This is a genomic window from Pseudomonas quercus, assembly GCF_012033695.1.
GTDB lineage: Bacteria > Pseudomonadota > Gammaproteobacteria > Pseudomonadales > Pseudomonadaceae > Aquipseudomonas > Aquipseudomonas quercus.
On sequence record NZ_JAAVJI010000001.1, the window covers coordinates 48,455 to 68,803 of the forward strand.

Genomic DNA, 20,349 nt, shown 5'->3' on the forward strand with positions numbered 1-20,349 from the left:
ACATGCTCGATTCAAAACTGTTACGCGGCCAATTGCATGATGTTGCCGAGCGCCTTTCAACCCGCGGCTTTGCCCTGGATGTTGCGCGCATCGAAGCGCTGGAAGCCCAGCGCAAGGTGGTGCAGACCCGCACCGAGCAATTGCAGGCCGAGCGCAACAGTCGTTCCAAGTCCATCGGGCAAGCCAAGGCCCGAGGCGAAGACATTGCGCCGCTAATGGCCGATGTTGAGCGTATGGCGCAGGAGCTGGCCCAGGGCAAAAGCGAGCTGGATGATATCCAGGCCCAATTGGACAGCATCCTGCTAGGGCTGCCAAACCTGCCGGACGCCTCTGTCCCCGTGGGCAAGGACGAAGACGACAACGTGGAAGTGCGCCGCTGGGGCACGCCACCGACCTTTGATTTCGTGGTGCAGGACCATGTGGCACTGGGCGAGCGCTTCGGCTGGCTGGATTTCGAAAGTGCTGCGCGTCTCTCCGGCGCCCGCTTCGCCGTGTTGCGGGGCCCTATCGCCCGGCTGCACCGCGCGCTGGCCCAGTTCATGATCAACCTTCACGTGGCCGAGCACGGCTATGAGGAAGCCTATACCCCTTATCTGGTTCAGGCGCCGGCGCTGCAAGGCACCGGGCAGTTGCCAAAATTCGAGGAAGACCTGTTCAAGATCGCCCGCGAAGGTGAGGCAGACCTGTACCTGATTCCAACGGCCGAGGTCTCGCTCACCAACCTGGTAGCCGATCAGATCCTCGACGCCAAGGCCTTGCCGCTCAAGCTGGTCGCCCATACCCCCTGCTTCCGCAGCGAGGCAGGTGCGTCGGGCCGTGATACCCGCGGCATGATCCGCCAGCACCAGTTCGACAAGGTGGAAATGGTGCAGGTGGTGGAACCGGCCAGATCCATGGAGGCCCTTGAAAGCCTGACAGCCAATGCCGAGCGCGTACTGCAGGCACTTGAACTGCCTTACCGCGTATTGTCGCTGTGCACCGGGGACATGGGGTTCAGCGCTGTCAAAACCTATGACCTCGAAGTGTGGGTGCCCAGCCAGGACAAATACCGGGAAATCTCATCCTGCTCCAACACCGGTGATTTCCAGGCGAGGCGCATGCAGGCCCGTTGGCGCAACCCGGAAACCGGCAAGCCTGAGCTGGTTCATACGCTCAACGGCTCAGGCCTGGCAGTAGGCCGTACCCTGGTGGCCGTGCTGGAGAATTACCAACAGGCCGATGGTTCGGTTCGTGTGCCTGAGGTGCTCAAACCCTATATGGCTGGCCTTGAGGTCATTGGCTAAATGGACTACCTGCCGCTATTTCACAAGCTCACCGGGCGAACTGTACTGGTGGTGGGAGGGGGCGAAATCGCCCTTCGCAAGTCTCGGCTGATTGCCGAAGCGGGTGCGCGGCTGCGGGTCGTTGCACCGGCGGTCGACAGCCACTTGGCCGTGCTGGTACGGGATAGCGGCGGTGAGGTGCATGAGCGCGGGTATGCCGTGGCAGACCTGGCCGATTGTGTGTTGGTCATCGCGGCCACGGACGATACGCCCCTTAATGCCCAGGTGTCTGCCGATGCCCAGGATCGCTGCATCCCGGTCAACGTGGTGGATGCGCCGGCCTTGTGTACGGTGATCTTCCCAGCCATCGTCGACCGTTCCCCGTTGGTGGTCGCCGTGTCCAGCGGAGGCGACGCGCCCGTGCTGGCCCGCTTGATCCGTGCCCGGCTGGAAACCTGGATTCCTCCCACCTACGGTGCCTTGGCCAAGCTGGCTGCCGGTTTTCGAGACCGGGTCAAGCAGCGCTTTCCCGACGTGACTCAGCGGCGTGCGTTCTGGGAGGAAGTCTTCCAGGGGCCCATCGCCGAGCGGCAATTGGCGGGGCGAGCCACCGAAGCAGCCCGGATGCTGGCTGAACGGGTGGAAGGTGCACCCCCCCATGCGCCAGGTGAGGTTTACCTTGTAGGCGCGGGCCCTGGAGATCCAGACCTGCTCACCTTCAAGGCCTTACGCCTGATGCAGCAAGCTGACGTGGTGCTCTACGATCGCTTGGTGGCACCTGCCATTCTGGACCTGTGTCGGCGTGATGCCGAGCGTGTCTACGTGGGCAAGCGCCGGGCTGACCATGCGTTACCCCAGGACCAGATCAACCGGCAACTGGTTGACCTGGCCCAGCAGGGCAAACGGGTGGTGCGCTTGAAAGGCGGTGATCCTTTTATCTTCGGCCGGGGTGGCGAGGAAATCGAGGAGCTGGCAGCACATGGCATTCCCTTCCAGGTGGTGCCCGGCATCACGGCAGCCAGTGGGTGCGCAGCCTATGCAGGTATTCCACTCACTCACCGCGATTACGCCCAGTCGGTGCGCTTCGTCACGGGCCACCTCAAGGATGGCAGCACAGACCTGCCCTGGAGCGACCTGGTGGCGCCTGCGCAAACCGTGGTGTTCTACATGGGGCTGGTGGGGCTGCCGCTTATCTGCGAAGGCATGATCCGGCATGGTCGTTCGCCTGATACGCCAGCTGCGCTTATCCAGCAGGGCACTACGGCACACCAGCGCGTGTTTACCGGCACCCTGGCGGATTTGCCAGCGCTGGTCGCACGCCATGAAGTGCATGCGCCAACGCTGGTCATCGTGGGTGAAGTGGTCCTGCTCAGGGAAAAACTGGCCTGGTTCGAAGGCAGCGCTTAAGCAGCGCTGTCACGTTGTGCCCACCATGTACGTGCGGTCTCGAAGGCCTCGTCACGTGGGCTGCCCAAGCCGCGCAGGGCTAGGGCCATGGTTGCCACCACGGCAAGTTCGCCATAGCGGTCTTCGGTTTCCCGTCGCCATACGGCGGCTAACTGTGCGGGGTCGAGGAAGCCAGGCTTGAGGTGGCGCTGGGTAGACAGCTGCGGCCATTCTTCATCCCAGGCTTCCCCGCCCTGTGCCCCATACAGGTGGCAGGCCGCGTCCGGGTTCACCTCAAGCTCACCACCATCGCCCTTGATCACGATGGAGGTGTCGCCCAACAACCGGCTGGCCTCACGATGAACAGGCTGGTAACCGGGATGGAAGATGCTCTGCAAGCCACAGCGTGCGCTCAGTGGGTTCAACACCCGTGCCAATGAATGGATAGGGGAGCGCAGGCCAAGGGTATTGCGCAGGTCGATCATGTGTTGAAGCGGGCCGGCCCAGTCTGACAGCGGCGCAAAGGCCACTCCCGTGGTATCCAGAGCGTGGCCTACCTGGGCCCAATCGCGGCAGAGGGGAATCCCCAGGTCGCCCAGCAGGTGCTCGGTGTACAGCCGGCCGGCCGTATGGGCGCCGCCGCCGTGCATGAAAATCCGCAGGCCGTTCAGGCCCAGGCACTTTACGGCCAGTGTGTACCACGGCAAGTGCCGCTTTTTGCCCGCATAGGAAGGCCAGTCCAGGTCCACGTTCAAGGCGGGGGCCGCCACACGTGCGCGCACGGCTTCGGTGAACCCTGCCAGTTCTTCCGCGCTTTCTTCCTTGTGGCGTAACAGCATGAGGAACGCACCCAGTTGGGTGGCTTCTACCTGCCCATCCAGCACCATGCCCATGGCTCGGGCCGCCTCTTCGCGTGTCAATGGGCGAGCGCCGCGCTTGCCCTTGCCCAGAATGCGCACGAACTCGGCAAAAGGATGTTCTTCTGGGGTTGTGAGGCGAAGGGATTCGAGGGTGGTCATATGCAATTCGCCGGTTTGGGCAGGCCCGCGAGCTTGGCGGCAAGCTTGGCGGGGGTGCCTTTGAAGAGATGGTTAAGGTAAGCGCTGTTGCCTTTTTCCGCCCCCAGGTGAAGGGCCACGTACTTGACCAGTGGCCGGGTCGCGGGCGAGAGCTGAAACTCGGCATAGAAGCGCCTGAGCACGTCCAGTACTTCCTCGTGGGCAGGTGTAAGTGTAATGCCTTCCCCTTCGGCCAGTGCCCTGGCAACCGCCGGGGACCAATCGCTAAGGTCCAGCAGAAACCCTTGCTTATCGACAGCAATGTCCCGGCCGCCCAAGTGCAACAGGTTCATAGCCATGTGTTTACACGGTCATAGGCCAATGACAGCGCCACAAAGGCGGTGTAGTCCACTTGGTGTGCCAGGGTTTGCTCAAGCTCACGCGCGTCGCAGTCCTCGCCTAGCGCATACAGGGCGCCAGCGGGCAGGGCACTCAGTGTTTGCGCCATAGGGCTAGGCTCACGCAATGCCTGCACCGCCTCTCCGCACAAGAGCAGGGCATCGCCGGGGCCCAGCACTCGCAGACAGCTGTTCAAGCGGCTATCGGTGGACGGCGGGCTGGAGACCACATGCAAGGTTGCCATCAGAGGGTGATTACCTCGTTGTATTGGTTGAACAACATTGCCAGGTCACTGGCTTGCAGAATGCGTGCATCCAGCGCCAGGTGTTCTGCGCTTAGGCCACGCTCGGCCAGGCTGGCACCACATACGAACAGGGCTTCTATGCCGAACAAGGGCAGGGCTTGCAGGTTCGCACCGAGGTTTTTCTGCTCCAGCAGCTGGGGGGCCTGGCCCTTGACCAGCTGGAGCACGCCATCGTCCATGAACAGCATGGCCAGAGGAAGCTCATAAGCGCCCCCTGCCAGTACAATGTCCAATGCTTCCCGTGCGCCAAGGCCTGACCAGGGGGCACGACGGCTAACCATCAAGAGGGACCTGGCCATATCAATCGCCTCCAAAGCACATCAAACGATCAGCGCCCTGCACGGCTTCGTGCAACTGGCCCAGGCCCGACAGTTCCAGCGTGGCCACTGCATTGGCGGCAGGCCGCGCCCAGCGGGTAGCTTCTTCAGTGTTTAGCACCCCCCGGCGCAAGGCTGCTGCAATGCAGACCACACCATCAAGGGCATGTGCGTGTATCAAGGCCTGCCATTGCGCGCCGATGTTCTGTTCATCTTGAGGCACCACCAGGTTGGCCGATGCGTTATGCACGCCTTCGCCGTAGAAAAACACCCGCACGATTTCATGCCCTGCCGCCAGCGCCGCCTCGGTAAAGCGCAACGCCCTGCGAGTGGCTGGAGCATAGGGGGGAGAGAACACCGCAATGGCGAATTTCATGACAGCCTCGATCAGAGTAACGGCCTGATTCTAATCCCTCGTGTTGAAAAAAGCCCGCTACACACGCCAGCCCTAATGCCCCTAAACAAAAACCCCCGCACAGGGCGGGGGTTGCGATGCAACGCAGCGCGAATCAGTCGTCGCGGCCCATCAGGCCAAACAGCTGCAGCAGGCTTACGAACAGGTTGTAGATCGATACATACAGGCTAACGGTCGCCATGATGTAGTTACGCTCGCCACCATGGATGATCGCACTGGTCTGGAACAGGATGCAGACCGAGGAGAACAGCACGAAACCAGCGCTGATCGCCAAGTGCAGGCCGCTGATGTTGAAGAACAGGCCGGCGACAGTAGCGCCCAGCAGCACGAAGAAGCCGGCGGTGATGAAGCCCGACAGGAACGACATGTCCTTGCGGGAGATCAGCACGTAGGCTGACAGGCCACCGAACACCAGTGCCGTCATGGCGAACGCCGAACTGACGATTTCAGCACCGCCTGCCATGCCCAGGTAACGATTGAGGATCGGCCCAAGGATAAAGCCCATGAAGCCGGTGAGGGCGAAGGTGGACACGATGCCCCATACCGAGTCCTGCAGCTTGTTGGTGAGGAAGAACAGGCCATAGAAGCCGATCAGCACCACGAACACATTGGGGTAACGGACGTTCATCTGCTGTGCCACGAAGGCCATGAGGGCGCTGAACGCCAGGGTAAGTGCCAGCAGGCCATAGGTATTGCGGAGCACTCGGCTGACTTCCAGCTGAGTACCTTGTGCGCCTTGTCGAAGGGCGTAATCCTGTTCGCGCATGGCGAAACTCCTTTAGGTCGTGAATGAGGCGATTGAACAGGCCTTTCGGCCCGGGGGCAAGCGCCATATCCGCCCCTGAAATTTCTAGTCGCAAATGAGCATACCAAAGCTGCGCGTCAACACCAGCGACAGAGTTTGACAGGTTGTTTCATTCGGGTATTATGGCGCCCGCACCACAGGGCATACGCCGGTCAGCCAACATGGACCGAACGTCGGAATGCCCGGGCGCCTACGGGAAATTGGCAGAGTGGTTGAATGCACCGGTCTTGAAAACCGGCGGACGTTAATAGCGTCTCCAGGGTTCGAATCCCTGGTTTCCCGCCATCTTTTTACGTGCTTGGGCATTGCCGAGGCATGTGTTCAGGCCTACAGGTATCTCCCGTAGGCTTCACGTCTGGCTTTAACCTACCGTCACGCCGTCCCCAACTGCCTCATTCATCAGCAAGCGGTGGAGCGTAGCGTTCAATTCGTCCAGTTCGAAGGGTTTTCGTACCAGTACCGCACGGTCAATAGCCTCAAGCTGCAGGGTGTCGGAGTATCCGCTGATAAATACGATCGGCAGGTCAGGCTGAATGCCTCTGGCGGCCTTGGCCACCTCTGCACCGTTTAGGCCTGGCATCAGGAAATCTATCACGGCGGCGGCGCAGCCTGTGGCCTCCATCTTGGCCAGGGCATCGGTGCCGTCACTGGCTTCCAGTACGTCATAACCCCGCGCGCGCAAGTCATCGGCTACCACGGCACGCACCATGTCATCGTCATCTACCACCAGAATCGGGCGGGTTATCACGCCTTGAACCGTAAGCGTCGGCCTAACCGGGGCCTGCTGGGTGATAGGTGCTGTGCTGGCAGCAGGTAGCCGCAATTCGAACGTAGTGCCTTTGCCCAGCGTACTGCTGATACGCAATTCGCCCCCGCATTGGCCGCACAGGCCGTACACCTGTGCCAACCCCAGGCCAGTGCCTTGGCCTTGTTGTTTGGTGGTGAAGAACGGTTCACAGGCCTTGGCCAGCACCTCGGGCGACATGCCCGTACCGGTATCGCTAACGGTGATGGAAACCAGCCCCGCCGTATCAGGTGACGCTGTGCAGGTGACAGCGAAGCATCCCCCATCAGGCATGGCGTCCCGGGCATTCAAGGCCAGGTTCAAGATGGCCATTTCCAGTTGCAATGGGTCGGTTTGAACCCGCAGGTTTTCATCTGGTGGCCGCATGTCAATGGTGATGCCAGGGCCCAGCGCGTTAGACACCAGATGGAAGGCCGCCGCGATGCTGTCCTTGAGTTCAACGGCCACAAGGTTAAGCCGCTGGGTACGGGAGAACGCGAGAAGCTGGCTGGTCAGGCGAATGCCCTTATCAGTCGCCAGAGCGGCTCGATGTAGATGCTTGAGGGCTTTCTGATCCTCTCCCGCGTGGCGTTCCAAGAGTTCGAGGTTGCCGGAGATGCCCATCAGCAGGTTGTTGAAGTCGTGTGCGATGCCGCCCGTCAATTGCCCTATGGCTTCGAGGCGTTTGGCCTGGTTCATGGCCTGTTCGGCAGCTAGGCGTTGGGCAGACTCCTGCTCCAGTGCTGCGCGCTTCTCTGCCAGCTCAAGTTCCAGGCGCCGCCTGATCGTCCCTTCGAGCCTTTGCTGTTTATGGCGTTGGCGGTCGAGGCGATCGTTGGCGCGGCCGTCCTTTATGATGAGCACAGTTAGCGGCAGAAATACGGTAGCTACCACTAAGGTGAGGGCAGCAGAAGGGCTCACGGCGCCACTGTTCACCGCCCATAGCAGCAACCAGCCAATGATCGGTAACACCGCAGTCAAGGCCAGTTGGCGCCGGGTTGTTGAGCCCGCTCGGTTGTTCAAGGTGACAATCCTGAACCAGCCCTTGTTCACCTGATGCAACATGATCGATACGGACAGGCAAAGCAGGGCCAATGCCGTATGGAACGCCATCAAGCTGAAAATAGGGATCGTGTAGAGGTCTCTTACACCATATACGTACCCCAGCAGGCCAATACCCGCCAGGCTGAACGCCGCAGTGGCCAGCATGTCGCAGGGTTTTGGTCGCTGGCAGAGCCGAGCGCCAGACGCCAGTGACAGCAGCAGAAGGCAGGTCGCCGTAGCCGGCGACATTCGCCCAATAGGGACGTGGGAGCTGGCTAACATCACGTTAGCCAGGGCAGGGCTGATCCGGTCCTCGCCTACCAACAAATGAGAGGACAAGGCACATAGGGCTATCGTCAATCCAAGCGCTACAAGTAACCAGCACAACCGGCGCCGCGGATACAGCAGAGGGGCTAGCGCCGTGATGATCAGGGCCAGCGCCGTAAGCGGCGACATGCGTGTCGAGCCCGGCACTATCTGGTCAAGAATATGCACAGAGGCTGCGCACTCAACCCAGGTGATAAAGCCAATCGCTATGGGTATGGCCGCTAGAAGCCAGGCAACTACCTGAACGTTGTAGCTGCGAGGGGCATAGTGATCGTAAGGCTCATCAGGGTGGCCGGAACCTTCTTTGAAGTGAGGGTCTTCAAGTGTCTGCATCTAGCCTATGCCTATGTGGTCTTCCTTGCCAGGGCCGTTAGCGCTCACACTTGGCAGGCGCACCAGGTAGCTTAACCCATGCGGTACACCGATTTTGAAGCCTCTTCTGAACAAATGGTTCCTGTGCCGTGATTAGGGGCTAGCCCTGTGGGGGTAGGCGCCAGCCTGCGTAAACAGTCGCTCACGTCGTTCTAGGCGCCTGCCGAGGTTTTTAGCTGCCCCTCAGGCCATGCCGCCCTCACGCATCACACCCTGCACCGTCTCATCCGCTACCAGCTGCCCGTCCTCGAGTTTGATCAGCCGATCCGCGAGGTGGAAATAACGATCATCATGGCTGATGGCCAACACCGTTTTGCCACGGGCGCGCAGTTCAGGCAGCAAGGTCTGGTAGAACACCTCCTTGAAGGTGGGGTCCTGGTCCGCAGCCCATTCGTCGAACAGGTAGAAGGGGCGATCCTCCAGGTAGGCCACTACCAGCGCTAGCCGCTTGCGCTGGCCCTGAGACAGGTCGCGGGTGGAGAACGCCCCGTCCACCACCTGCACCTTGTGGTCCAGCTGCAGTTTTTTCAGCAGCTCGTTCCCCAACTGGTCCAAGCCTGCAGCCGGCAACCCGGCCAGCGAGTCGAACAGGTGGAAGTCCGAGAAAATCGCACTGAAGTGCTGGCGGTAGGCATCGCGGTTGGTGGCATCGACCGCTACCCCATTCAGGCGCACTTCACCTTCTTCGGCCACGTACAGCCCGGTTAGCAACTTGGCCAGGGTGGTTTTGCCGCTGCCGTTGCCGCCCACCAGGAATACCAGTTCACCGGGCACAAAGGCCAGGTTCATCGGCCCTAGGTGAAACAGCCCCTCGCTGCGCTCATGGTAGTAGCGATGACGCAGGCCCGTAATGTCGATCCGCTTGAAGCTGGCGGGTGCTGGGCCATCACTGGGGGTTTCGTCGTTGGCCATGGACGCCACGGCGGTTTCGATACGTTCCAGCGCCACCCGGGCCAACTGAACCTGGGGCAGGTTATTGAGCAGGCTGTCCAGCGGCACCATCAGGTAGAGAAACACCACCACAAAGCCTGAGCTGATGTGTGCATCCAGCCCGGCATAACGGGTGAAGAAGAAGGTGGTCACGCCAATGATCACGTACAGCAGGAACAGGCCGAAATTGCTGGCGCCGGTGTAGATCATCATGCCGCGCACGCGAATGCTGCGAACCGAGTCCAGGGTAGGGCTCAGCACCTGGTCGACAAAATCATCGCCGCGGGCACGGTTCAGCTTCAGTTCCTTGGCCCCGGCGATCAGCGCGCTGAAATTGCCCAAGGCAGCATCCTGCTGGCGGCCGGCGGCGCGCAGGTGAACCATCGCCCGCCCATGGGCCAAGTGAAACGCCAGGGAGCCCAGGCCCAGTGCCACGGCCACGAACAGCAGGGTGGTAAAGGACAGCATGCCCAGGTAGATCAGGCTACCTGCCACAATGGCACCGTTCATGGCGATCAAGGGCAGGCTGGCAAAGAGCGTAGCCACCAAGGTGGCGTCGTCGCTGGCCAGTGACTGCAGGCGCGCTGCACCTATGCTTTCCAGCTGCCGGTAGGGCGCGCCCCGAATCTTGCGTGCCAGGTGCCGGCGCAAGTTCGCCAGGGTGGCTTGGGTCAGCTTGATAAAGATCGAACTGGCCACCAGGCGCAGGCATAAGGCGGCCAGGCACAGGCCCAGGAATTGCCAGCCCAGCCCGGGCAGTTGTTCGGGAGCAGCATTCAGGGCGGCGTTGAGCAGGGCGACAAGGGCGACCCCGGCCAGGCCACTAAGGATGCTGGCAACGGTGGCCATGGCCAAGGGGCCGCGTACTTGGCCCAGAAGGGTGGCCAGAACGCGCCGGGGCGGGGTGTGGGTCGAGTGCATGACGTACCTATCGGCATGAAAAAGGATAAGGGCCGCAGGGCGGTGCGGCGGGCTATCTGTAATGACGAATCAGGCACGAAAAAAACAAACAGGGAAACCCTCTCCGAAAAAACTGCCCGGTACCCTTAAATTTTTGGCCTGCAAATCGTCCCCTTGGCATATCCCGCTTTCTTGCCGGCCGGGGGCCGGATCACTATGGCCACACACCACATGCACCCCTTCGCCGCATCCTCGACCGCCGCGTTCTCGGGTGCCGACCACGCCAGCTTGCCTGTCCACGGCCTTATTCAGCAACGCGCCAAGGCCCACCCCCAGGCGCTGGCCATCAGTGACGGCAGTACCCGGCTGACATTTGCCGAGCTGGACCAGGCGGCCTGCGAACTGGCCGCAGACCTTCAGCGACGAGGCGCCGGCCCTGAAACCCTGGTCGGGGTCAGCGTGGCGCGCTCCACCGACCTATTCGTGGCGCTGCTGGCCGTGCTCAAGGCGGGCGCTGCTTTCGTGCCGCTGGACCGTACCTACCCGGTGGAGCGCTTGCGCTACATGGTCGAGGATGCCGGCATTGCGGTCTGGCTGATGGGGCAGGGCGTCGAACCGCTGGAAGGTTTCGATCCCGCCCACGTAATAGTGATGGGCCAGGCCATGGCGGCTTCCGCCAAACCCCTGGCACCGGCCGCCGTGCACCCTCAGCAGTTGGCCTACCTAATCTACACCTCTGGTTCCACGGGTGCACCCAAGGGCGTTGCCGTGGAGCATGGGCCGCTGGCCATGCATTGCCAAGCCATCGTGGAACGCTACGGCGTACGGGAAGGTGATGTGGTACTGCACTTCGCCTCGGTGAATTTCGACGGCGCCCATGAAGGCTGGTTGGCGCCTTTGATCGCTGGCGCGGCCATCGTGGTCACCGGCGACGCCCTCTGGGACCCGGAGCAGACGGTGGCCACCCTGCAGCGCGAAGCCGTCACCATCGCGGCGTTCCCGCCGGCCTACCTGCGCACGCTGGCCCACTGGTGCGCTGACCACCAGGTACGCCTCCCAGGGGTGCGCTCCTGGACCACCGGTGGTGAGGCCATGTCTCGCCAGGCCTGTGCCGTGATCCAGGACGCACTGGCGCCACAGCGCCTGGTCAACGGCTATGGCCCTACCGAAACCGTCATCACGCCGTTGCTCTGGACCAGCGACGACCCTACCGAACTGGGCGACCTGGCCTGGCTGCCGATCGGTACGCCGGTCGGCGCGCGCCATGTGGCACTGCAGACGCTGGATGCGGACGGGCCTGCTGACGAGGGTGAACTGCTCATCGGTGGCTACGGGCTGGCGCGGGGCTACCATCGCCGGCCGGCGCTCACCGCCGAGCGTTTCCTTCCAGACCCAGACGGGCTGCCCGGCGCCCGGCGCTACCACACGGGTGACCGGGTACGGCGGCTGAGCGACGGCGCTTACGCTTACCTGGGCCGCACCGATGACCAGCTCAAGCTGCGCGGCCTGCGTATCGAACCAGGGGAAATCGAACGCTGCCTGCTGGACTGCCCAGGGGTGCGTGAAGCCGCCGTGGTGCTATGCCAGACCCAAGCAGGGCCTCAGCTGGTGGGCTTCTTCAGTGCCGAAGGCGGCCATGACCGCATCGATGCCCTGCGCCAAGCACTGGAGCAACGGCTGCCGGCCCATATGGTGCCCGCGCACCTGGTGGCCCTTGAGGCGCTGCCGCGCTTGCCCACTGGCAAGCTCGACCGCGGGCAACTGACGGCCCCACGTGGGCACCGCCCAGCCTGGCGAGCGCCCGAAGGGCACGTGGCACAGGCACTGGCCGCCATTTGGGAAGCGCAACTGCACGTGATCGACGTGGGGCTGGACGACCACTTTTTCGAATTGGGTGGCAACTCGCTGATTGCGGCCAGCGTTCAAGCCCAGGTGCGCGAGCGCCTGCACCCCGATTTTCGCCTGGCACTGCTGTTTGAAGCCCCGCGCCTGGCCGACCTGGCTGAGCTGATCGAGCGCGATGCACAGGCCGCCGAGCACGATGAAGCCCAGGCCTTGAGCCGTCTTGAAGCCATGCTGGACCTGGCAGAGGAGCACACCGATGTCGTCGCCCGATAAAGTCGCCCTGGCCCGCCGGCTGGCGGCCCTTCCTGAAACCACCAAGGCGGGCCTGCTGCCTACCCTGGCCAGCCAGGGCGTGGACTTCAGCCGCCTGCCCATTGTCCCGGCCCCTGGGCGTGAGCGCTGGCCCCTGTCGTTCCAGCAGCAACGGCTCTGGTTCGTGTCACGCCTGGGCGGTGCCGAGGCCGCCCTGCACATCAGCGGCCTGCTCCGGCTGGAAGGGACACTGGACCGGGCGCGCCTCCAGGCCAGCCTTGATGCCTTAGTGGCGCGCCATCCTGCCCTGCGTTCCCACTTTGGCGAAGACGAGCAGGGCGTGCCCTGGCAGGCTGTGGCTGACTTGGCCAGCGTGCCCATGGCTTTTGCCGACTTCACTGGCCAGCCGGCGGCTACCCGCGAAACGGCCGCCTTGGCCTTGGCGCAGCAGCAAGCCAACCGCCCGTTCGACCTGGCCACGGCGCCCTTGATTCGCTTGCATTTGATCGCCCTGGACACCACCCACCACTGGCTCGCGCTCACCCAGCACCACTTGATTTCCGATGGCTGGTCGGGCGAGTTGCTGCTGCGCGAGCTCTGCGCCCACTACGAGGCGACATCCCGCGGACCTGAGCCGGAACAGCCGCTCAAACCGCTGGTGATCGGCTATCACGACTATGCCGCCTGGCAACGCGACCTGGCCGCCACCGGCCTGTTCCAGGAACAACTCACCTACTGGCGTCAGCAACTGGGTAGCGATAAAAGCCCCTCTGGCGTACAGGCCAGCCTTGCCCTGCCCACGGACCATACCCGTACCGCTGCCCAGAGCTTTGCCGGCGAGCGCCTGCGGCTGTCCCTGTCCCCAGAGGTGTCTCAAGGCTTGCGGGCGCTGGCCCGGTCCCGTAGCACCAGCCTGTTCAACCTGTTGCTGGCGGTGCTGCATTGCACCTTGGCCCGGTTGGGCGGTAACCCAGATGTGCGCATTGGGGTGCCCAGTGCCAACCGGGCGCGTGAGGAAGTCGCGCCCGTGGTGGGCTTTTTCGTCAATACCCTGGTGATTCGCGCCAAAGCCGCGCCCACGGCAACGTTCTCCGAGGTGCTCGGCGCCTTGGAACAGGCCATGCTGGGCGCCCACGCTCACCAGGACGTGCCGTTCGAGCAATTGGTCGAGGCGCTTGAACCTGAGCGTAGCCTGGCCGCCAACCCGTTGTTCCAGGTCAAGTTCACGCAGCAGATGCCCTTGCTCACCCAAACCCTTGCCAGCGGCCTGCGCGTTACCCCGCTGGCCCTGGATGATGCGGCCACCCGCTTTGACTTGGGCCTGGACGTCACCGACTGGCCTGAGGGCATCGAGGCGGTGTTTACCTACGCCACGGCCTTGTTCGAGCGGCAGACCATCGAGCGGGTATCCACCACCTTCGCCGCCTTCGCCGAGCAAGCCGTTCGTGCCCCCCACCAGCCCGTTGCCGAGCTGACCTTGCCCGGCGCCCGCCCAGCCGCCTGTGGGGTGGCCCGCTCATGGCCGCACCACACCCTGCTGAGCCTGTGGCACCAACATGTGACCACCGACCCTACCGCACTGGCCGTGTTCAGCGACACAGGCGGTGCGGTGAACCGGCAGGAACTGGACCAGGCCAGCGAACGCATTGCCGCGCACCTGCGCAGCCTCGGCGCAGGTGCCGAAACCCGTGTGGCCTTGTGCGCGCCATCGTCACCCGCTTTTGTCATGGGCTTGCTGGGGGTACTCAAGGCCGGTGCAGCCTATGTGCCGCTCGATCCCGCCACGCCGGCTGCACGCTTGGCAGAAGTACGGCAGGATTGTGGCGCCGTGATCGCCCTGGGCCATGGCGCAGGTGTCAACGCCTTACAAGCAGCGGGCTGGGAGGTGACCACGCTCACCGGTAGCGTGACGCAACCTCTGGCAGGCGTGGACGCAGTCGATGTCGCGCTGTCCCCAACGCCGGTGTTCCCGGACCAGGCGGCCTACCTGATCTACACCTCCGGCTCCACCGGCAAGCCCAAAGCCGTGGTGGTCAGCCACCTGGCCCTGGCCGACTACACCCAAGGCATCATCGAGCAGTTCGGCTGGCGACCCGCGCTGCGCATGGCGCTTGTGTCCACCGTGGCAGCAGACCTGGGCCACACGGTGCTGTTTGGGGCATTGGGTAGCGGCGCATCGTTGTACCTGCCCGGCCCAGACTGTGCATTCGACGCCTCGCGGTTGGGCGACTTCATGCAGCGCCACTGTATCGACGTGCTGAAAATGGTGCCTAGCCACCTGGCGGCCATGCTCCAGGGGGAGGCGCCCGAGGCAGTGCTGCCCCGGTATGCCTTGGTGACGGGCGGCGAAGCCCTGTCGCCGGCCCTGGCTGCCGAGGTCATGGAGCTTGCACCCGAATGCAAGGTGTTTAACCACTATGGCCCAACGGAAACCACGGTCGGCGTGCTGGCCTGCCAGGTAAGCGGGCAGGGCGCTGACATTCCGCTGGGCCTGCCCTTGCCCAATGCCCGTGTACAGGTACTGGACGAGCAGTTGCGCGCGGTTCCGGCCGGGGTGGCCGGTGAACTGTACCTGGGCGGCCCTGGGGTGGCGCGGGGGTACCTCGACCGGCCTGGGCTGACGGCCGAACGCTTTGTGCCAGACCCCCACCTGCCCGGCCAGCGGCTGTACCGCAGCGGCGACCGAGGCCGCTGGAACACCGATGGTACGGTGCAGTTCCTCGGGCGCATGGACGAGCAGGTAAAAATCCGTGGCTACCGCGTAGAGCCGCGCGAAGTAAGCGCGCTGCTGCGCCAGCACCCCGAGGTCGCCCAAGCCGAAGTGATCGCGGCCTTGCGCGAGGATGGCGCTACCCAACTGCTGGCCTATGTGGTGTGCCGTACACCGGTGGCCGACACGGCCGGCTTGCGGGCCTGGCTGGCCGAGCACGTACCCGATTACATGGTGCCGGCTCAGGTCGTGCAGCTGGCCAACCTGCCGCTGACCGCCAATGGCAAACTCGACCGGCAACAGCTGCCGGCGGCCAAGCCCGTGGTTCCCCAAGCCAGCGATGAACCGCCCCAGGGCGACGTGGAGTGCCTGCTGGCCGACATCTGGCAGCAGGTGTTGTGTCAGGAGCACATTGGTCGCCATGCCAACTTCTTTGACCTGGGTGGCGACTCTATCCTCAGCCTGCAGATCATTGGCCGCGCCCGCCGTGCCGGGTACAAGCTCACCCCACGGCAGGTGTTCGAGCAAGCCACCCTGGCCCAGCTGGCCCAAGTGGCCAAGCCCTTGAAAGCTGCACCCACGCCGTCAGCCGCGCCTGTGCATGCCGCCACGCCTGCCCAGGCGCGCTTCCTGCGCCTGGGCCTGGCGCACCCGGCCCACTGGAACCAGTCCGTGTTGCTCACCTGCCAGCAGCCGATTCCGGCTGAGCACCTGCGCACTGCGCTGAACACCCTGGTGGCCCGACACCCCAGCTTGCGCCTGCACACCACGGCCACGGGCCTGGCGGTGTGTGACGCTGCACCCGCCGACCTGTTGCAGGTCGTGCCGGTCACTGACACACAGGCGTTCGCGGACGCCTGTGAACAGGCTCAGCGCAGCCTGGACCTGGCCGCTGGCCAACTGGTGAAGGCCCTGTACGCGCCATCCCTGGCCGATGGTCCGCAGCTGCTGCTGGTGATCCACCACGTGGCCGTGGATGGTATGAGCTGGCGCGTGCTGATTGACGAATTACAGCAGCAGTGCCAGCACCTGGCGGCCAACGAACCTGTGCCGCTGGCTGCACCTGGCCCGAGCGCCCAGGCCTGGGCCGGGCGCTGGCAGCAGGCGTTGGCCACAGGCGCGCTGGCCGATTCGTTAACGGCCTGGCAAGCACACACCCAAGGGCTGCAGCCTTGGCCCCTGGCTGGCCTGGCGAGCACCGCAGCACCTTCACACAGCGGCACTGGCCACTGGCACAGCCAGCTGAGCCGCAGCGTTACCGAGGCCTTGCTGGCCCTGACAGGTACCCAGCGACGCTTGCACATCGACGACCTGTTGCTCACCGCCTTTGCCCAGGCGCTCGCCCAGGTGGAAGGCGTTGTTCAGGCGCGCCTGTGGGTGGACATGGAAGGCCATGGCCGTGACCCGCTGGCCGGCGATGACAGTGACCTGGCCACCAGCGTAGGGTGGTTCACCAGCCTCTATCCGGTAGCCGTAGAGGCGGGCCCCGACCTGGGGCGCGTGCTGGATGCCAACCGCCAGCAGCGCCTGGCGGTGCCCGACCAGGGCGTCAGCTACGGGCTGCTGCGCGAGCTAGGCACGGCAGAGCAACAGGCCGCCTTGGGCCAGATCGCCGCGCCGAACCTGCGCTTCAATTACCTCGGTGTGCTGGATGCTGGCTTCTCACAGGAAGCCTTGTTTGCCCTGAGCGACGGCCCGCGGGGCGCCGAACGAGACCCCCAGGCACCGCCTACCCACACGCTGGCCTTCGACGCCCACGTGCAAAGGGGGCAGCTACACCTGGCATGGGGGTTTGATCCCCATCAGTGTTCGGCAGCCCGTGTACAAGGGCTGGCCCAAACCTTCGAACAGGCAGTGGAGCGCCTGATCGCGCTCTGTACACCCACGGCCTTCGCGACCTTGGCGCCGCTGGACTTCCCCCTGGCCCACTTGAGCGCGCCCCAACTGGCGGCGCTGGACATCGCCCCGGCGCGCTTGGAGGACCTGTACCCCTTGTCGCCGATGCAGCGCGGCATGCTGTTCGAAGCGCGTTATGCGCCCGAGCAAGGTCGCTACCTGAACCAGCTGGCCCTGACCCTTCATCAGCTGGATGTGCCTCGCTTTACGGCGGCCTGGTCCGCCACGGTCGCACGCCACCCGGTGCTGCGTACGGCCATTGTGGCCAGTGCAGCGGGCGAGGCGCCCTTGCAATGGGTGGACCGCCGGGCACACCTGGCCATCGAACAGCACGACCTGAGCACGGTTCAGGCCGTTGATGAACGGCTGGAGGCGTTGGCCCGTCAGCAACGGCTGACGCCGTTCGACCTGACCCGCCCCCCTTTGATGCGTGCAGCGCTGGTGCGCCTGCCAGGTGGCCGCTACCGCTTCCTGTGGACCCGGCATCACCTGCTGCTGGACGGCTGGAGCAGCGCGGCCGTGCTGGCCGAGGTGCTTCAACGTTATCAGGCGCCCAACGCACCCGGCCTGCAGGCCGCCGTGCCGCGCTACCGGGCGTACATCGGCTGGCTGCTGAGCCAGCCGGGGGGCATGGACGGTGATATCGATCCCCAGGCCAAGGCCTTCTGGCAGCCGCGTGTAAACGCCGCGGCCGAGCCCACCTTGCTGGCAGCTGCCTTGCCGGCGCCCGTTACGGTGCCCGTTACAGCCCCCGCTACGGCACAGGCTTGCGAAGCGCACCATGGGTTCATCGATGCCCAGTGGGGCGGTGCTGAAACCGCACGGCTTGAGCGTTTTGCCCGACACCATCGGCTCACCCTCAATACGCTGGTGCAAGGCGCCTTGCTGGTAGTGTTGCAGCGCTGTACGGGGCACGCGACTGTGATGCTGGGCACTACGGTCGCCGGGCGGCCCGCTGCACTGGCCGACGCCCAGCAAATGGTCGGCTTGTTCATCAATACGCTGCCGCTGGTGAGTGCGCCATCTCCCGCCTTGGCGCCGGTCCCTTGGTTGCAAGCGTTGCAGGCTGAACACCTGGCCATGCGTGAACATGAGCACGTGCCACTCTCCGCCTTGCAGCGGCTGCGCGCTGGCGGTGGCCCGCTGTTCGATACCTTACTGGTGTTCGAGAACTACCCCTTGGACACGGCGCCCGCAGGGGCCATAACCGACCCCCAGGCCCTGGACTACAGCGACGTGGCCATTGCTGAAACCACCGGGTATCCGTTGACCTGTGTGGCCACGTTGCAACCTGCGCTAAACCTGCGCCTGGCGTTCGATACCCAGCTGTTCGAGACCTTCGGCGTCGAGCACCTGGCCAGCCAGGTACGCCAGGTGTTGGGTGCGCTGACCGATGACAGCACGCTACGCCTGGGCGATATCAGCCTGCTGGACCGTGCCAGCCAGGCCCGGTTCGAGCACAACAGCCAAGGCCCGGCGCTGGCTGGCCCTACAGAAAACGTGGCGCTGCGGGTAGCGCGCCAGGCCATGCATACGCCTGCCGCTACCGCCGTGCGCTGCGCGGGCGCCGCCTTGGATTACGCCACGCTGCTGCAACGCAGCCACGGCCTGGCCGAGCAGTTGCGAGCCCATGGCATTGGGGCCGAAGACCGCGTGGCCATTGCCCTGGCCCGAGGGGTGGAACTGCCGGTGGCCATGCTCGCCGTGTGGCAGGTGGGCGCCGCCTACGTGCCCATCGACCCCGAGTACCCCCTGGACCGGATTGCCTACGTGCTGGAGGATGCTGGCGTGGGCGCCGTGATCGCCGACACCGAAGGACATGCCCGGCTGCCAGCGTTGCCAGGGGTCGCGCAGGTCACGCCAGGCGCCTCAATGGCAGCGGTGCAGCCCTTCGTGCCTGCCACCCTGCACCCTGAGCAGGCCGCTTATGTGATCTACACCTCCGGGTCTACCGGTCGGCCGAAGGGGGTAGTGGTCACCCAAGGCGCGCTGGCCAATTTTATCGAGGCCATGCGCCAGTCACCGGGCCTGCGCCCTCACGAACGCCTGCTTGCGGTCACGTCCCTATCGTTCGACATTGCCGTGCTGGAGCTGATGCTGCCGCTGGTGGCAGGCGCTGAGGTGGTGATAGCACGGCACCTTGAAGCCCGTGATGCAGCCTTCCTCTCGGCGGCCCTGGACGTGGCCCAGCCGGGGGCGAGCAACGTCATGCAGGCCACACCAGCCACTTGGCGCCTGTTGCTTGAGGCCGGTTGGCAGCCTCAGCCAGGCCTGCGCATGTTCTGCGGCGGTGAAGCCCTGCCGGCGGACCTGGCCAAGGCGTTGCTTCACCCCGGCGCCGAACTGTGGAACCTCTACGGGCCAACCGAAGCCACGGTCTGGACCAGTGCGGCCCTCATCACCCAGGTGGCGCCCATCAACCAGACCATTGGCCGACCCATTGGTAACACCACGTTGTACGTGCTGGACGACGCGCTGCAGCCATCGCCCACCCATGTGGCCGGTGAGCTGTACATCGGTGGCGCGGGCCTGGCGAGCGGTTATCACCGCCGGCCCGGGTTAAGCGCAGAACGTTTCGTGCCAGACCCCTTCGCGGCACGCCACACACCGGGCGCCCGCATGTACCGCAGTGGTGACCTGGTGCGCTGGCGCAGCGACGGAACCCTGGAATACCTCAGCCGCCTGGACCAGCAGGTCAAGGTGCGTGGGTTCCGCATCGAACTGGGCGAGATCGAAGCCGTGCTGTGCGAGCACCCTGAAGTGCGCCAGGCGGCTGTGGTGGCCCGAGAAGGGGCAGGGGGCGTGCGCCTGCTGGCCTATGCCTGCCCGCGGGCGGGCGTAACGCTGGATATTCCGGCGCTGCTCAACCTGCTGGCCAGTCGGCTGCCGGGCTACATGCAGCCGGCCCATCTCCAAGCCTTGAACGAAATGCCCCTGACGCCCAACGGAAAGCTGGACCGCCGTGCACTCCCAGAGCCCGCCCTTGAGCCGGTAGCCCCGTCGGCCCCGCTCACGCCCTTGGAGCAGCGCATGGTAGCGGTGTGGGCGCCTTTGCTAGGCGTTACCCAGGTAGGCCCGGACGATGACTTCTTCGCGCTCGGCGGGCATTCGCTGTTGGCCACGCGGCTGATCGGGGCGGTAGCGCAGGCCTTCGACGTGGAAGTGGCCCTCAGGGCCGTGTTCGAAGCGCCCACGCTGCGGGGGTTCACTGCCCATGTGCAAACGCTTGCACAGGCGGTTTCCGACCTGGACGCCATGGACGCGCTGCTGGACGCGTTCGCCTTGGAGTGAAGCCGATACAAAACGGGGGATGCGAATGAATTCTATTGCGCTTGATAACAATTCGTATTTAAATCCCCCGCCATTGCCTTGGGGTCTCGTTTTCAGCAGCGCCGGCAACACG

The 20,349-nt window shown here is 64.2% G+C and carries 12 protein-coding genes and 1 tRNA gene; 5 read left to right on the plus strand and 8 right to left on the minus strand.

Features of this window, described 5'->3' with window-relative positions; translation table 11 throughout:
• Positions 1-2: 2 nt before the first annotated feature.
• Together serS and cysG are read left to right on the plus strand one after the other, a co-directional pair.
• Entirely contained in the window at positions 3-1,283 is a 1,281-nt protein-coding gene (gene serS / locus HBH25_RS00220) for a serine--tRNA ligase (protein ID WP_168080335.1), read from the plus strand.
• Positions 1,284-2,669, plus strand: a complete 1,386-nt coding sequence (gene cysG / locus HBH25_RS00225) for a siroheme synthase CysG (protein WP_168080337.1) — start codon at positions 1,284-1,286, stop codon at positions 2,667-2,669. It abuts the gene before it with no gap.
• Here the strand turns inward: cysG and HBH25_RS00230 are convergent.
• The 6 genes from HBH25_RS00230 to HBH25_RS00255 all read right to left on the minus strand — a co-directional run bounded on the left by HBH25_RS00230 (position 2,666) and on the right by HBH25_RS00255 (position 5,847).
• Positions 2,666-3,667 carry a glycosyl transferase family protein gene (locus HBH25_RS00230; protein WP_168080339.1) on the minus strand — a complete coding sequence of 334 codons (1,002 nt, stop codon included), beginning with the start codon at positions 3,665-3,667 and terminating at the stop codon, positions 2,666-2,668. The genes cysG and HBH25_RS00230 overlap by 4 nt on opposite strands.
• Positions 3,664-3,999: a TusE/DsrC/DsvC family sulfur relay protein gene (locus HBH25_RS00235; RefSeq protein ID WP_168081393.1), complete on the minus strand. Its 336-nt coding sequence runs from the start codon at positions 3,997-3,999 to the stop codon at positions 3,664-3,666. Before HBH25_RS00235 ends, HBH25_RS00230 begins: the two co-directional genes overlap by 4 nt.
• Positions 3,996-4,289 carry a sulfurtransferase complex subunit TusB gene (gene tusB, locus HBH25_RS00240; RefSeq protein WP_168080342.1) on the minus strand — a complete coding sequence of 98 codons (294 nt, stop codon included), beginning with the start codon at positions 4,287-4,289 and terminating at the stop codon, positions 3,996-3,998. Before tusB ends, HBH25_RS00235 begins: the two co-directional genes overlap by 4 nt.
• Positions 4,289-4,648, minus strand: a complete 360-nt coding sequence (gene tusC, locus HBH25_RS00245) for a sulfurtransferase complex subunit TusC (protein WP_168080344.1) — start codon at positions 4,646-4,648, stop codon at positions 4,289-4,291. Before tusC ends, tusB begins: the two co-directional genes overlap by 1 nt.
• Position 4,649: 1 nt before the next feature.
• Positions 4,650-5,042, minus strand: a complete 393-nt coding sequence (gene tusD, locus HBH25_RS00250) for a sulfurtransferase complex subunit TusD (RefSeq protein ID WP_168080346.1) — start codon at positions 5,040-5,042, stop codon at positions 4,650-4,652.
• A 133-nt stretch (positions 5,043-5,175) separates the two neighbouring features.
• A complete protein-coding gene (locus HBH25_RS00255) occupies positions 5,176-5,847 on the minus strand; it encodes a Bax inhibitor-1/YccA family protein (RefSeq protein WP_168080348.1) in 672 nt (223 codons plus the stop codon).
• Between the two features lie 233 nt (positions 5,848-6,080).
• Here HBH25_RS00255 and HBH25_RS00260 point away from each other — a divergent pair.
• Positions 6,081-6,171 (plus strand) — tRNA-Ser (locus HBH25_RS00260).
• 76 nt (positions 6,172-6,247) lie between these two features.
• Here HBH25_RS00260 and HBH25_RS00265 read toward each other — a convergent pair.
• On the minus strand, positions 6,248-8,374 hold the full coding sequence (locus HBH25_RS00265; RefSeq protein ID WP_168080350.1) for an ATP-binding protein: 2,127 nt from the start codon (positions 8,372-8,374) through the stop codon (positions 6,248-6,250).
• A gap of 222 nt (positions 8,375-8,596) precedes the next feature.
• A complete protein-coding gene (locus HBH25_RS00270; protein ID WP_168080352.1) occupies positions 8,597-10,264 on the minus strand; it encodes a cyclic peptide export ABC transporter in 1,668 nt (555 codons plus the stop codon).
• Between the two features lie 195 nt (positions 10,265-10,459).
• Here HBH25_RS00270 and HBH25_RS00275 point away from each other — a divergent pair, with 195 nt between their 5' ends.
• Positions 10,460-12,361 carry a non-ribosomal peptide synthetase gene (locus HBH25_RS00275; RefSeq protein WP_168080354.1) on the plus strand — a complete coding sequence of 634 codons (1,902 nt, stop codon included), beginning with the start codon at positions 10,460-10,462 and terminating at the stop codon, positions 12,359-12,361.
• Positions 12,345-20,237, plus strand: coding sequence for a non-ribosomal peptide synthetase (locus tag HBH25_RS00280; RefSeq protein WP_168080356.1), 7,893 nt, complete (start codon positions 12,345-12,347; stop codon positions 20,235-20,237). Before HBH25_RS00275 ends, HBH25_RS00280 begins: the two co-directional genes overlap by 17 nt.
• The last annotated feature ends 112 nt before the right edge of the window (positions 20,238-20,349 follow it).